Here is a 15,259-nt window from a genome sequence, read left to right on the forward strand (position 1 = left end):
ATAATACCGAAAGGTTCTCTCTTTTTCTTTTACTTTTCAAAGAGTGACATTTGAGGAATGGCGAGCTGCTTCAGAAGGTCTATCGCATTTTGTGCGGAAGTTTTCTGGTGGGCTGTCGGAGTGAAAGTGGAAGAGGAAGCATCAGTACGGTGCATCCGAGCTTTCACCACCACTTCCTTCATTTCGATGGTAGACAGGCTGTCGAGTGTCTGGCTTACGCCTTTTATGGGGAGAATGCCTATCAGGCACATCACCACCCCCCAAAAGGCTTTCTGTGTTTTTTCTGTCATATCTGTGTGTAGTGTAACAATCTACTTCTCAACAACAAAAATAAGGAAAATTGTTGTATGATAGTCACGCGTTATACCACATTCTGAAAAAGCTCTAATTTTACAATAAAAAGACAGGCATTGGAGCATTTTTCCGCCTATTTTTTTATATTTGTCATTATACAACAAATAATATTTCTCACTCCACACAAGATGGAAAATTTCAGACTTAAAAACAGATGGATGTATGGAGGCTACATCATCCTGTGGTGGTTCCTCGGAGGACTGATATTCTATTGCCTCCTGAACCTAATCACCCAATCCCCTAAGGAGGAAGCAGACTTCCTGTATCCTTATTCATCCTATATGCTGAGCGGAATTCTCATCAGCTGGATGCACAGCCGCACTTATTACGTCGTAGGGAAGGACATACTGCAAATACGTACTCCACACGTTCTTCTGAAGACGCTGGCCTTACACGATATCGTACAGGCAGTGCATTATGACTCCACCCGGTTCAATGTGCGCCATGGGTGGTATAACGTATGCCTGACCCTCCAGAAAGGAAAGAAGGTCTATCTGTATGCGAAAGATGGGGAAAAGCTCATCGCGCTTCTACCTTCACTTCCTGAATGTTCCGCAGCTCGTCACTGAAGTTGACACCAACCCGATAGACTGTGCGGCTGTCCTTGGCAAAAGGAGCGGCATAACCTTTTTCCTGAATCTGGGCCAGTGCCTCGTCCGCGCTGCCGTTCAGTTTGAATTCCATGACGTACACGTAGTCCTGCGTCTGGAGCACCAGGTCAATCCGTCCGCGGTTCGTGTGGTATTCCACCTGCACGTAGAAGCCCATCAGCTTGAAGATGATGTACAGGATGTTCTGGTAGTGCACCTCGCGGTCGCGGGCCAGCTCGTAGGGGATGTCGGCGAACATCGTCTTCAGGCGGTCGAAGAAATCGTCCACCTTGCCCGCCATCACTTCCTCCACGAAACACTGAATCTGGTAGGGCGACTTGCTCACGCTCACCGACGCGTAGTTGGGCAGCAGGAACTTGAAGAAGCCCTGTTCCACTTCCCGGTTGGGGAAGCCCAGGGTGTAGTTCTCGAACATCTTGTTGTAACCCTTGATGGTGAGGTATCCGCTCTGGTAGATGACCGGAATCGGGTCGGTGGAGGCCGTGTCGATGCTGTCCAGCACCGGCTGGCTGGTGACGATGTGTTCCAGGTCTTCTATCGGATAATGGTGGAGCTTGAGCAGCTCGACGAGGTAGGTGGGCGTGCCTGTCTCAAACCAGTAGCTGCCGAAGCGCCGGTTGGCAAAGGTGTTCAGCAGGCTGAACGGATTGTACATGCCCACGGCATTTTCCGTAAAGTGATAGCCGTCGTAATTGACTTTCAGTTCCGTGCACGCTTGCTCGTAACTCATTCCCGTAGCCGTGGCCAGCTCGTGAATATCCTCCTCAAAGTAGGCATGCACTTCCTTTTCGCTGATGCCGCAGATTTCCGCATACTGGTCAATCATGGAAATATCCCGCAGGTTGTTCAAATCGCTGAACACGCTGACCTTGCCGAACTTGGTCACTCCCGTCAGCAGGGCGAAGCGGATGCAGCCGTCCATGGACTTCAATGCTCCGTAGAACGCCTTCAGGGTGCTGCGGTACTCGTTCTGCAAGGCTTCGTTGCCGATGGCCTGCAGCATGGGCTTGTCGTATTCATCGATGAGAATCACCACCCGGCGGCCTGTCTGCTCGCATGCACGGCGGATGAGGCCTTGGAAACGCCGGGCCACCCCAATCTCGGCAGAGGAAGCTCCATAGAGCGCTTCCCAGTTTCGTACGTTCTCTTCCAATACATTGGTCAGCGACTCCGGCGAATCGTATTTCTGTGTATTCAAATCCAGGTGCAGCACCGGATACACTGTCCAGTCCTTCTCCAGTTTTTCCAGCGCCAGTCCCTTGAAAAGTTCCTTCTTCCCCTGCGCGTAGGCTTCGAGGGTGGACAACAGCAGACTCTTGCCGAAACGTCGTGGACGGCTCAGGAAATAGTATTTGTTTGTATTAAACAATTCATAGATTTGTGCGGTTTTGTCCACATACACATAGCCGTCATGTATCAGGCCTTCAAAATTCTGCACTCCTACCGGATATAGCTTGCTCATAACCACTGGATTTTGATTCTACTGCGAATGTAGTCATTTTAGACGAACATTCAAACAAATGGGAAACGGGAAATGGAAAATCGGGCCGGGAATTCTTCCTTTTCGAAGGTTTGCGGTTCTCAATGATTCGTTTTTGATAAACGGATGGAACACGGTTTGTTTGAAATAGGAGGGCGACCGTCAGATGTGGGAGGATTTTTAAAGGGAAAAGAGGGTTTTATTCTGAATATTCTATACATTTGTAGAAAAAGAATAATCATTTTCTTATTCACGGGATGCGCCATGAAGAAACAGATACAACCCATGAGCATAGGTAAATATGCGATGAAGGCAATAGGGAGCAGTCTTTTCCTGCTGTTTCCGCTTGGCATGACTGCCCAGACCTCCTCCAATGATTCCATCAGCCGGACGGTCGCCTTGGATGAAGTGACCATTGTGGCATCGAATGTCACTCGTGTGGATAATCATCTTGTGATATATCCCAACACCCAGCAGAAAAAATCGTCCAACAGCGGATATGGGGTTTTGAAACGGTTGATGATACCGGGCATGATTGTCGATACGCAGTCGAACAAGGCCGAGGCAATGGGGATGCCCGTGTCGTTCTATATCAACGGGCAACCGGCCGATGAGAGGGATGTCCGGATGCTCCGTCCGAAAGACATTGCAAAGATTGAATATCATGACAATCCGACCGGGAAATACGCGAAAGACCAGATTGTCGTCAATTTCATACTGAAGGAATACAAGGCGGGAGGTTACGTCCAGTTGGACGGCTTGCAGACAATTGGATATACGCATGGCGATTACAATCTTGCCACGACCCTCAACCGGAAGCATACGACTTATTCCGTATTTGCCGGAGCCAATTATTTTGATGTCGGCAATAACCGGACCGGGATGGTTGAACATTATGCCTTGCCCGGCCAGCCGGTCGACCGGACAAGCGGTTCCGATGAAGCCTATTCCAGGCACAGCGAGTATGTGCAGTTCCGCTTGCAGCGCCAGAAGGCAGGACGGTATATCGTGGGGAAACTGTCGCTGATAAACAATGCTTCTCCCCGCAGCGAAGTGGCCGGAACCGTCCGCACGGGTGACGAGGCGTCCACATTCACCACGTCTACCGACCAGAAGAGCCTGTCGCCCAAACTGGACCTCACGGGTACTATTCCTCTTTCCAAAACGCAAAGTTTTACTTTCGGTCTGCACGGCACCTATTCCCGTAACCTGTATAACCGGACTTACAGGGAGCCGGACTTTGAATCGGGTTCCTATGAGTCGGAAAATGCCGGAGGCTTCCAGGTGTCTGCCCTCTACACCTACTCCAAGGAGAAACATTCTTTCTCGGTCGAGCTGTTCGATTTCCATCATGTGTGGAAGGCGCAATACGCAGGTAGTCATCCGCTGGACCAGTCACTCTGGAAAAACGAATCGCTGGCTTTCCTTTCCTACAATTATGCCTTTACCCCGAAGCTGTCGCTACGGTCAAGAGTGGGGGTGGACTGGCTCCAATACCGGCTTCACGGCAGTGAAAAACTCAGCAAGCTGTCGCCGCGTGTCGTTCTCAACTTCCAGTATCAGCTGAAAAGTGGGATGCTGTTATGGTCCTCGTCCTATAACAATTACAACTACGGGATGGACCTCATTAACCAAGCCCGCATCGGACTTAATCCTTACCTGGTGCAGACGGGAAATCCTTACTTGAAAGTGGGACGCTCATTCAATTCATACCTGTATTATTCCGGCAAGATAAAGAGAACGGGGCTTTCGGCCATCCTCCAGTACAAGCTGGAGCATAATCCAGTGGTCCACGACTATTATGCAGAGGATACCTATCTCGTCAAGTCGTTCACCAACCGCGGGAACATCCACTACTATGGGGCGATACTGGCGGCCTCGCACACGTTCAACCGGACGTTCAGCCTGTCGGGCGATATAAGGTACAACTATACGTCCGTTCACTCCGTGTGCGAATTCGGCAGCCGTAACCTGACGGGCAACCTCAATGCCAATGTCTATCTGGGGGATTTCAGTCTTTCTCCTTATATCAATTTCAGGAATAAAATCGTCAATACTACTTCGTTGGGTATAGAAGAGACTCCCGTCAATTACGGACTGGAATGTACGTACAGCAAGGGGAATTTCTTTGCGGAGGTCAATCTCGTATCTCCCTTCACCGACCGGAAGTTCAGAAAGGCGTTCCAGCATGCACTCTACGCGTACTGTTCGGACGAAGATTTCAAGACAAACAGCCGGTACTGTCACATCAAACTGGCCTACACCCTCGACTTCGGCCGCCAGACGAAGAAGGTGAGACAGGAGGTGGACAGAACGGTAAGCAGTTCGTTGTTGAAGTCTTTCTAAGCAGGAACAGATGCTATTCCCAAGTTTCATGAATAATAAAACCGTTTACGATATGAAAAAATGTATGATTCTTTTTGCCTTGCTCATGGGCTGTCTTTGGGCAAAGGCGCAGTCAGTCGTTCCGCAGGTCAATGAAAACGTGGAACTGATGAGTATCTTGTCCCGTATGGCAGGATTTCAGGAATATCACATGGATATGGCAGGGCAGTATATAAAAGACATGGACAGCTATTTTAAGGATAATACTGCGCATCCGGCAGTCCGGTACATGAAAGAACTCAGAAAAAGATATGGCATCTCTTTCGATGCGGTCATGTCCATGGCTATCCATCTGGACAATCGGAACGGTGCTCTTTCATTGATAGAGGAAGACGTCCCCACCTTGGACAAAAGATGGAAGGAAGTGGATAAAGGTGAATTTCTGTCTCATCTCAACAGCTTTTATAAGGATACAGAATTCAATGCGTTTTTCAAAGCCCATAAAAGCCTTTATGAAAAGGGAATCAAGTCTTATCAAGACAATGTCATCAGCCATTTTGATATAGACTGGTATCCTCGTTTCTATGGCAATGAACCACTGGAAGTTTTTTCGGTGATCATCGGTTTTTGCAACGGTGGAGGAAACTATGGAGTAGACCGGCAGGTAAAAGGGAAAAAGAAGGAAGTCTTTGCGGTGGTAGGCTATTACGTGGATAAGGAAGATACGCCTATGTATAGCAAGGAATATCTGCCGACCCTGATTCATGAATTTAACCATTCCTTCATCAATCATTATCTGGATGAAGACAAATATCCTGCACACGTAAAAGAACTTGAGCCTGCTGCCACAGATTTGTTCAAGTCTGCACAATGGAGCATGTCGAGACAGGCATACAATAATTGGAAAACCATGGTCAATGAGTCGCTTGTCCGCGCGGCTGTGATCTGTTATATGCTGGATAAGGCATACAAACCGGAAGAAATAAGGAATGAACTGTTGGAACAGATGCAACGAAACTTCAGGTGGATGCCGGAATTGGTGAGCCTGCTGAGAAAATACGAGAAAGAACAGGCAAAATATGGTAACTTTGAGAATTTCTATCCGAGTGTGACAGACTTTTTCAAGGAATATGCTCAAAAGGAGAATGAAAGATTTGAGGCGATAAAATAATGAAACTGCTATTATTTTAAATTGCTTAAGGAGAGACTTATATGAATAGATTTTTTTCGCTTTTATCAATCGTATTACTTTATTGCAGTACAATTTCTGCGCAATTAATAAACATTGATTATAATAACCCGTTATGGTCCTTTGATTATATGCGTGAGGCATGGAAAAACAATATGGATTTTTGGGAAGCAGAACATAGAATCCAAATTGACAGCACCCATGTAAATCAAAAATTCCGCGATTACTATGGGCAGGCACTGATGACAGTCCAGACTTTCAATGGCAGAATCTTAGAGAAAGACAGAACGGGTTGGCTTTTTAGAAATCCCATACAAAAGCTGAAGCAAAGCGAAGAACTGAGTGAAGCAATTACCCCATCAGATGCGAAAGATTTTATCTTGAAGAATTTTTTGGATGAAAAGATAATCATGTTCAATGAAGCGCATTTATATCCGCAGCATCGCGCTTTTATCAATTCCTTATTAAAGGATTTATATGGCAATGGCTACAGGCATCTGTTTATGGAAGCCTTATCTGCCGAATATGAAGGGGTGGCTTATCCAGAAAGGGAAATGGGGATATATACAAATGAACCGAATATGGCAAATCTTGTCAGGAATGCCATACAAACCGGATTCAAACTGCATGCTTATGACGGTTACGAATATAAAAACAGAGATTCTGTTTCGGCTGAAAATATACTGAAGGTCATCCAAAACAATCCTCAGGACAAGTTCATAATTATATGCGGATTTGCCCATAATAATGAGAAACTTTCCCGTTCACTTGCATCCTATCTGAACCAAATAGCCCAAATAAATCCTTTGACAATAGATCTTACCGTTTATTCAGAACCCGAATCAAGCAATTATTATAAAGAACTCTTAGATTATTATCACATCGAAGTTCCGTCTGTTTTGACCGGGCCTGACAATAAGCAGGTGGGCATGAAAAACTCATCCGGAAGAGACCTCTATGTGGTTTTTCCACATACGAAGTATGTTCACGGCTATCCACAATGGATGATAAACCCAAAAGAAAACAAATTTGACTCTTTGAAATTCTCTGATTATGGTGTGGCAAGAGTATATATAAAAGAAGAACTTACTCATATAAAATCTCCGATTCCATATTCCTTTAAATATAGAAACAGTGATAACATGATACTTGTTCCTCTAAGAGATTATATCATCAGGTATTATAAGCTCAAGGAAGGCAAACCTATTCTTATCAAAAGTTCTGATAACACAGCTTTTGTCTCACATTAAGAATGTTACAATAAGTGTAGTACATTAAAAAGCAAGTGCTTCAAGAATGTACAGCTTGTCTATTCTGATTGTTTTGAATTACTGAAACCAACAGTAAATTATATATGAAGTACGTAATTTTTTGTATCTCATTTTTTGTACTGAATATGTCTTTAAGTGCACAAAGTATTCAGAAAATAGATTCCCTGTTGTTGGGAGCCTATGAAAGTGACCAGAAAATCAGAACGGAGTCCATGACTCTGATGAGCAAGTTGAACAGTGCCGGAGCTAATGATGTTCCGGGCTCTGTAATAGATTCTCTTATGCTGCTTCAGGAGCAGACGCAGGCGATTGACAAGGAAAATCAGATTCTTGTTGCTTCAGTACTGAAGAAAGGATTGCCGGAAGGTTTGTCATCGCAATCCTATAAAGCTATATGGTTGATTGTAGATCATGCCGATTTGAAATTCCAGAAAAAACATCTCCCGATAATGGAAGAAGCTGTACGAAAAGAGTTGATAAGTGCCGGCGATTATGCAGTTTTGGCAGATAGAATCAGAATGAGAGAAGGTAAGCCGCAGAAATATGGAACACAATCTTATACCGTCACTGTAGACGGCCGGCAGGTTATCTATATCTGGCCCGTAGAAGATGCCAAAAGGTTGAATGAACTTCGCAGTGAAATTGGTGCCGGTGATATTGAAACCTATATCCAAGTCCTTAAGGCTACGGCTGGATGTGATGTAATTTACGATCCGGAACTGACAGTTCATCAAATGAAAAAGATGGGACTACTGAAGAACAACACAAGCAAATAGAAAATCTTATGAGCCAGCCACTATCTTATATCGGATTTATTTTATGTCTTTTCCTGATTGCAGTCTGCTTCATTGCTATTCTTTATTTGTCATATAAAAAGAGTGGCAGATTGCGTGACATGGTACGTTTTGTAATTTCCCCAAGAGATGTTCTGGTCTCGGATTTCAAAATCGTCAGTATCTTAAAAACTGTACTGTGGTTCTTTATTATCCATATATCTTTTACTTTTGTATATCATTTTGCTGACCTTGTGTTTTATTCGGAAAGCGTAGAAACAAGTATTGGAAATTCTGTACAGACCTTGCCACTATGGGTTATCCTTTTACTGCCGCCTATACTGGAAGAAACAGCCTTCCGTCTGCCTCTCAAACGCAAGAGGCTGTACATTACATTGTCAAGTGCAGCGATAATGTTCTTTTTATCGGCCATCATATTTTCCACCAAGGTTTACCATGTTACATGGGTAAGACTTTTTTCATGTGCAATTTTAGCATTGATCACGTGGCTTTGGGGATATAAATGGGTTTCAAAGGTCAATTTCAAAATCTGGTTATGGATTCTGGTACTTTCCTTTTCCATACTACATATTATAAATTATGACCTCAGTGCAATGGATATAGGCGAATGGATTCGGATTGTCTTAAAAGAAGGTGTTAAGATACCGAGTGCCTTGATGTTTAGCTATGTGAGAATCAAGCATGGTTTCGGCACTTCTGTAGCCTTGCATTTTATTATCAATCTTTCTGCCTGTATGCTTGGTTCAATGGCATGAAAATGGTAACTTTATGGTTAGATTGCATGCAATGTGCTTATTGCTACAGAAAAAACGAATAAAAATAAAATATCTCGATTATGTTCAAAAAAATTTGTACTATTTTCTGCTTGCTCATTTCTCTGGGCATACAAGCACAGAATGTCGATGTACGAGTCGGACAGCTTATCAATGAAAGTAATTGGTTTGAGCTGGAACAGACATTGAAAACAACTCCTGCCGATTCCATATCGCCATTTTTACGCCAGTTGGCTACTGCCATGACGCATCATTATTTTAACCGACCGGACTCAGCATGCGTCGTGCTCTATGATTTGTTAAGCAATCATCAACAGGAGTTGGGAGACTACACCATGAATATGGTTCTCTTGTATAGTGCCAATCTGGCGAGAACCGGTCATTACAATGATGCTGCCGATCTTCTTCAGAATCTCTATGACCAACTGACCGCAATGGGAACTGATAGCACCCTAACCGAACCATATAAAGCTCAGGCACAGCAGTATCGTGCGTTGGCTGCTTGCGGTCCTTTCTATCGGCCGCTTCATAAATCGGGTGAATACCGTATTCCGATGGTGCTTGCAAACAAAGGTGGGCAACACTCCATTGAAATGGACGGAAGCATCAATGGAAAAGAAGGGCGTTTCCTGTTCGATACAGGGGCCGGGGGAAACCTGATAACTCCCAAATTGGCAAAGGAATATGGATTGCGTCCTTTGGATACCGACATTACCGTGGCAGGTGTTGGAGGTTTGAAAGAGGGTGGATATGCCATTGCAGATACATTACGTATCGGCGGAATGACCTGGGTAAATGTACCTTTTGCTGTAATTGATACCCATACTGGGCATGAAGAAGCCGATAAGTTTAATGAAAAATACCAGCTTCCCCCTGTTATCGGACTCCCTGTCATGTTTTGTATGCAGGAAATTCAGTTAGACTTTGCCCACCGAGAACTTATTATTCCAGCCACACCGACCCCAAATCCTTTGGACAAAAGCAACCTCATACGTACAGATAATGAATTGTTGCAATTAAAAACGACAGACGAAACGAATCGTCCTGTCTGCTTCCAGTTTGACACAGGTTTTTATTACACTAATATGGAGCCTACCTGGTATAACCGTCACCGTCAAGAGGTGGATGCCGCAGGGGTGCTCGATTCACTGCGCGTTGCTGGAATAGGGGGCGTGGCAATTACCCGCACCTATAAGTTACCGCAAATGAAAATTCAGATAGGAAACGGCACCGCGACGATTGACTCTATCAAGGTGAATACGGGCATTGATTTGCATACTGGACAACTAAAGACAACTGCCTTTTTTAATGGTACAGAAGACGGTGTGCTTGGTTTGAACGCCCTGGAACAGTTCTCAAAAGTGATTATCAACTTAAAGGATATGTACATGGAGGCCATCCCATTTGCAGAGAAACAGTAAGCACATTGTGTTTCAATAGAATTTAAGGGAGAATCCGCCGGCAATACGCCGAAAGATTCTCCCTTTTTGCTATCTCAGTCCTGTATATTCCTGAATATACGTAATGCAGAACGCAATCATATAACTACATGTTTTACTATAAATATATTCTTCATATTTCATTGATTATAAATTTATTTCATATATTTGTGAAATAGGCAAAATCAAATTCCTAATATACTTAGAGACTATGATTTGCAAAGTAAGAAAAATATAGAAAGGAGTAATGAGTATGAACAGAATTGTAATCTCTTGTCTTTTATTTGCAGCTCTTTTCATTGTAGGGTGTAGCAAAGATGAGCCTCGTGACATTGTAAATGAAATCAAGATGTCCGTTTCTGCCGAAACAGGTACTTACATACCATGGGGAAGTGATACTCCAGTAGAGTGTATGCTTGTTATGTCTGAAGACAATCCCGGTGTATGGGAACCGCTTGCCTTCGGAAGAATTGAAGGATTTACATACGAAGGAGGACATGAATATTACCTTTCGGTAAAACGGACCATCCTCGCAAATCCTCCAACAGATGGTTCAGACCGCACATATTCACTTATTAGAGTTCTTGAAGACCGATTGATGACCGAATCGGAAGAACCGGAAGAAGATAAAGAAATCAAAACGGAAGAAGACATTGTATATTACGATAAATGTCCTTTCAATAAGTATGCAATGGAAAAAGAGCTGCTGGTTGACAGCGAAGGAAATATAAGATATAATAACGGAGACCGTTTACCGCCTTATGACATGGCCCGGCTCTGGATAGAAGACGTACTACCTAAAGATGATCCGAATTGGATTAAATTCCAGAAAGTACCTTATATGGCCATCTATTCATTCGTCTTGTCACCTTTTACGGATGAACTCCGACTGGTGAGAAACGATCCTATGTTCAAGGAAGCTATACCGGAAAGTGAATTTAATGACATTCTATCCATGAAATCCGGTGAAAAAGTCCATTATGCGCTCATTCTTGTCAATGTGTATATGGACGGACTTCAGAAATTAGAATTTACAATAACGAAACAATAAATATTTAAGGGAGAACCTGACAGTGCAATACCGAATGGTTCTCCCTTTTTCTTTTACATTTTAAGATAAATCTCGTTCGGAAAGATATGAAAAAGGAACGGTTTTTCAAAGCTGCGTAAGAAATTGGCCAGACGCTTCTTCGTTTTCCCGGGAACGTCCGTCTGATGTGTACGTCTCCCTTTCCGGAGACGTATGTTTCCCAAGGCAGAAACGTACGGTTCCCGGCAGGAAAACATACGTTTTCCTTGCGGGAAACATAGAAAACGCATTGAAGAATTCCTCATTCCTTCAAGGCGTTTCCGGTTTATCCGTTCCATGGAGAGAAGCCCTTTAATAACCGAAAGGAACACAGAAAGGACTCATGGACAAAAGCCTGTGTACAAAAACAATACTTGCAAGAAAACAACTTTCTAACTTCAACTCATTTTATAAATATGATTTGACAGGTACAAGTGAAAATACTTTTTTTGCTTTAAAGATCCTATTAGGATGGAATGGGCGAGAGCAGATTGAAAACATGAAGACAAGGGAAGTCTCTCTTGCCACCATGAATGCTAAAGACATGGAAACAGGAGTTCAGTATTATTTTGTTGTCGGCAATCATGATATTCCAGAGAATGTTTTAGGTATAAGCGATTAAGATTTTCTTTGGTCGCTTTTACTTTTCCAATTTCATAATCGGGGAGCCTAATACCCCTGTCTCAAAAATACAGGGGGCAAATATCCCTCACGCTAGCATGTATATGTAAAATCACATACTCATTCCAAAACCATTGGTGGGACAAGCAATACACCACTACCTTAATGAAGTCATTCTCGTGAAGTGAGAAAAACGGTCGATGGTAGCTTATTTAATTCATCACTATAATTGCAAATCAATTATAAAAGCTATATTTGTCTATTTCTGAATCAAATTGATAAAGTATGAAAACATCGTTAGCATTAGTAACTTCCAGAGAGCTTTCAAGTTTTAGCTTCTATAAAGATGCACTCTATGCATTTGAGAGCGTACTATCAAAAGGGTTACTTGGATTTAACTCTGATTTAGTGGAAGAAATATGTATAAGGCTTAAATGTGAGTCACCGGTGTTCGCTCAATTTTCTCAAGCACAACGCCCTAAATACTATGAGGATAAAACTTTTAAATATAGAGGTTCTGTAACCCCTGAGGTAAGGTTGTATAAATGTCTCACAGCAGATTTTGTGGTGGATTTCGAAGGTTATTTTAAGTTGACTACGAAAGAAGAATGTCTCAAATATTTGGCCCTTTCATTCATAGATTTTTTAAAGAACTTAAAATACCCGGGCAAATTGAAGAAATTCGAAAAAGAGAAACTGCTTCAGGCTGTCAAAGACATCTTTATAGAGAACTCCATCATATCAGAGCAGGATGGCGTATAGTTCACCTGAATTGAATCTATGCAATCATTTGACAACTCGTGTCACCTCAAATGTAGAAAAACCCATCAGCAAGTAGTACATCACTAACCTCGATGATGTAATTCTCGTAAAGTGAAAAAGATAAGGTGTTGATAATGATTGGATTATTTTATAAGTATAGCGAAAATTGTTGTATGATAGTCACGCGTTATACCACATTCTGAAAAAACTCTAATTTTACAATAAATAGACAGGTATTGGCACACTTTTCCGTCTGTTTCTTTTATATTTGTCATTATATAATAAATAATTCTCACTCCACACAAGATGGAAAATTTCAGACTTAAAAACAGATGGATGTATGGAGGCTACATCATCCTGTGGTGGGTCCTCGGAGGACTGATATTCTATTGCCTCCTGAACCTAATCACCCAATCCCCTAAGGAGGAAGCAGACTTCCTGTACCCTTATTCATCCTATATGTTGAGTGGGATTCTCATCAGCTGGATGCACAGCCGCACTTATTACGTCGTAGGGAAGGACATACTGCAGATACGTACTCCTTACGTCCTTCTGAAGACGCTGGTCTTACACGATATCATACAAGCAGTGTATTATGACTCCACCCGGTTCAATGTGCGCCATGGGTGGTACAACGTATGCCTGACCCTCCAGAAAGGAAAGAAGGTCTATCTGTATGCGAAAGATGGGGAAAGACTCATCGCGCTTCTACTTTCACTTCCTGAATGTTCCGCAGCTCGTCACTGAAGTTGACGCCAATCCGGTAGACCGTGCGGCTGTCCTTGGCAAAAGGAGCAGCATAGCCTTTCTCCCGAATCTGGGCCAGCGCCTCGTCCGCGCTGCCGTTCAGCTTGAATTCCATGACGTACACGTAGTCCTGCGTCTGGAGCACCAGGTCAATCCGTCCGCGGCTCGTGTGGTATTCCACCTGCACGTAGAAGCCCATCAGCTTGAAGATGATGTACAGGATGTTCTGGTAGTGTACCTCGCGGTCGCGGGCCAGCTCGTAAGGGATGTCGGCGAACATCGTCTTCAGGCGGTCGAAGAAATCGTCCACTTTGCCCGCCATCACTTCCTCCACGAAGCACTGAATCTGGTAGGGCGACTTGCTCACGCTCACCGACGCATAGTTAGGCAGCAGGAACTTGAAGAAGCCCTGTTCCACCTCCCGGTTGGGGAAGCCCAGCGTGTAGTTCTCGAACATCTTGTTGTAGCCCTTGATGGTGAGATAGCCGCTCTGGTAGATGACCGGAATCGGGTCGGTGGAGGCCGTGTCGATGCTGTCCAGCACCGGCTGGCTGGTGACGATGTGTTCCAGGTCTTCTATCGGATAATGGTGGAGCTTGAGCAGCTCGACGAGGTAGGTGGGCGTGCCTGTCTCAAACCAGTAGCTGCCGAACTTTTTCTTCGCGAAGGTGTTCAGCAGACTGAACGGATTGTACATGCCCACGGCATTTTCCGTAAAGTGATAGCCGTCGTAATTGGCTTGCAGTTCCGCACAGGTCTCTTCATAGGTCAGGCCCGTAGCCGTGGCCAGGGCGTGAATATCTTCTTCAAAATACGCATGCACTTCCTTCTCGCTGATGCCACAGATTTCCACATAGCGATCGTCCATGGAAATGTCCATCAGGTTGTTCAAATCGCTGAACACGCTGACCTTTCCGAACTTGGTCACACCCGTCAGCAGGGCAAAGCGGATGCAGCCGTCCATGGACTTCAACGCCCCGTAGAACGCTTTCAGGGTGCTGCGGTACTCGTTCTGCAAAGCTTCGTTGCCGATGGCCTGCAGCATGGGCTTGTCGTATTCATCGATGAGAATCACCACCCGGCGGCCTGTCTGCTCGCATGCGCGGCGGATGAGGCCTTGGAAACGCCGGGCCACCCCAATCTCGGCAGAGGAAGCTCCATATAGCGCTTCCCAGTTTCGTACGTTCTCCTCCAACACATTGGTCAGCGATTCCGGCGAATCGTATTTCTGCGTATTCAAATCCAAGTGCAGCACCGGATACACCGTCCAGTCCTTCTCCAGTTTTTCCAGCGCCAGTCCCTTGAAAAGTTCCTTCTTCCCCTGCGCGTAGGCTTCGAGGGTCGACAACAGTAGACTCTTTCCGAAACGTCGCGGACGGCTCAGAAAATAATATTTGTTTGTATTAAACAATTCATAGATTTGTGCGGTTTTGTCCACATACACATAGCCGTCATGTATCAGGCCTTCAAAGTTCTGCACTCCTACCGGATATAGCTTGCTCATAACCACTGGATTTTGATTCTACTGCGAATGTAGTGATTTTAGACGAACATTCAAACCCACGGGAAAAAGGAAATGGGAAATCTGGCCGGAAATTAGGAGAATTGTGTATCCAATCGCCAAATCAGCCATATCTTAAAGGCCGTATGGGGAGTCTGAAGTGAAAAAAATAGTATATTTGCAATAGATGGAATAGTAGATGGTTGCTTGTTGTAGAGGAGGACAGCTTTATGGGAAAAATATATTGGAAAGGTGTCAAAAGGAAGATAGACAAACTGATTGAAAGAATCTTTGATTGCATCCTGATTTTTACCAATTGGTTA

General features: G+C 44.2%; 14 protein-coding genes. 11 read left to right on the forward strand and 3 right to left on the reverse strand.

Annotated features, from left to right (window positions below; genetic code table 11):
* Nucleotides 1-29 precede the first annotated feature (29 nt).
* Entirely contained in the window at nucleotides 30-290 is a 261-nt protein-coding gene (locus tag BQ7480_RS08005) for a hypothetical protein (RefSeq protein ID WP_072542451.1), read from the reverse strand.
* A 192-nt stretch (nucleotides 291-482) separates the two neighbouring features.
* Here BQ7480_RS08005 and BQ7480_RS08010 point away from each other — a divergent pair, with 192 nt between their 5' ends.
* Nucleotides 483-923, forward strand: a complete 441-nt coding sequence (locus BQ7480_RS08010; RefSeq protein WP_072542452.1) for a hypothetical protein — start codon at nucleotides 483-485, stop codon at nucleotides 921-923.
* Here BQ7480_RS08010 and BQ7480_RS08015 read toward each other — a convergent pair.
* Nucleotides 874-2,427, reverse strand: a complete 1,554-nt coding sequence (locus BQ7480_RS08015) for an ATP-binding protein (protein WP_072542453.1) — start codon at nucleotides 2,425-2,427, stop codon at nucleotides 874-876. The genes BQ7480_RS08010 and BQ7480_RS08015 overlap by 50 nt on opposite strands.
* Nucleotides 2,428-2,709: 282 nt before the next feature.
* On the opposite strand from BQ7480_RS08015, the gene BQ7480_RS08020 reads away from it, so the two are divergent.
* From BQ7480_RS08020 to BQ7480_RS08070, 10 genes are all read left to right on the forward strand, one after another.
* Complete coding sequence (locus BQ7480_RS08020) at nucleotides 2,710-4,791, forward strand: TonB-dependent receptor (RefSeq protein WP_139255741.1); 2,082 nt, start codon at nucleotides 2,710-2,712, stop codon at nucleotides 4,789-4,791.
* Nucleotides 4,792-4,843: 52 nt separating this feature from the next.
* Complete coding sequence (locus BQ7480_RS08025; protein WP_072542455.1) at nucleotides 4,844-5,941, forward strand: DUF4932 domain-containing protein; 1,098 nt, start codon at nucleotides 4,844-4,846, stop codon at nucleotides 5,939-5,941.
* A gap of 41 nt (nucleotides 5,942-5,982) precedes the next feature.
* A complete protein-coding gene (locus tag BQ7480_RS08030; RefSeq protein WP_139255742.1) occupies nucleotides 5,983-7,209 on the forward strand; it encodes a hypothetical protein in 1,227 nt (408 codons plus the stop codon).
* 104 nt (nucleotides 7,210-7,313) lie between these two features.
* A complete protein-coding gene (locus tag BQ7480_RS08035) occupies nucleotides 7,314-8,006 on the forward strand; it encodes a DUF6624 domain-containing protein (RefSeq protein WP_072542457.1) in 693 nt (230 codons plus the stop codon).
* Nucleotides 8,007-8,014: 8 nt separating this feature from the next.
* Nucleotides 8,015-8,779, forward strand: coding sequence for a hypothetical protein (locus BQ7480_RS08040; RefSeq protein ID WP_139255743.1), 765 nt, complete (start codon nucleotides 8,015-8,017; stop codon nucleotides 8,777-8,779).
* 80 nt (nucleotides 8,780-8,859) lie between these two features.
* A complete protein-coding gene (locus tag BQ7480_RS08045) occupies nucleotides 8,860-10,218 on the forward strand; it encodes a retropepsin-like aspartic protease (RefSeq protein ID WP_072542459.1) in 1,359 nt (452 codons plus the stop codon).
* Between the two features lie 271 nt (nucleotides 10,219-10,489).
* The gene (locus BQ7480_RS08050) at nucleotides 10,490-11,287 is read left to right on the forward strand and encodes a DUF4377 domain-containing protein (RefSeq protein ID WP_072543955.1); all 798 of its coding nucleotides are present in this window, start codon (nucleotides 10,490-10,492) and stop codon (nucleotides 11,285-11,287) included.
* Nucleotides 11,288-11,648: 361 nt separating this feature from the next.
* Nucleotides 11,649-11,927: a hypothetical protein gene (locus BQ7480_RS08060; protein WP_072542461.1), complete on the forward strand. Its 279-nt coding sequence runs from the start codon at nucleotides 11,649-11,651 to the stop codon at nucleotides 11,925-11,927.
* Between the two features lie 284 nt (nucleotides 11,928-12,211).
* The gene (locus tag BQ7480_RS08065) at nucleotides 12,212-12,688 is read left to right on the forward strand and encodes a hypothetical protein (protein WP_072542462.1); all 477 of its coding nucleotides are present in this window, start codon (nucleotides 12,212-12,214) and stop codon (nucleotides 12,686-12,688) included.
* 306 nt (nucleotides 12,689-12,994) lie between these two features.
* Nucleotides 12,995-13,435, forward strand: coding sequence for a hypothetical protein (locus tag BQ7480_RS08070; protein WP_072542463.1), 441 nt, complete (start codon nucleotides 12,995-12,997; stop codon nucleotides 13,433-13,435).
* Here the strand turns inward: BQ7480_RS08070 and BQ7480_RS08075 are convergent.
* Nucleotides 13,386-14,939 carry an ATP-binding protein gene (locus tag BQ7480_RS08075; protein WP_072542464.1) on the reverse strand — a complete coding sequence of 518 codons (1,554 nt, stop codon included), beginning with the start codon at nucleotides 14,937-14,939 and terminating at the stop codon, nucleotides 13,386-13,388. The two genes, BQ7480_RS08070 and BQ7480_RS08075, sit on opposite strands and share 50 nt — an antisense overlap.
* Nucleotides 14,940-15,259 lie beyond the last annotated feature (320 nt).

The organism is Bacteroides mediterraneensis, from assembly GCF_900128455.1.
Lineage (GTDB): Bacteria > Bacteroidota > Bacteroidia > Bacteroidales > Bacteroidaceae > Phocaeicola > Phocaeicola mediterraneensis.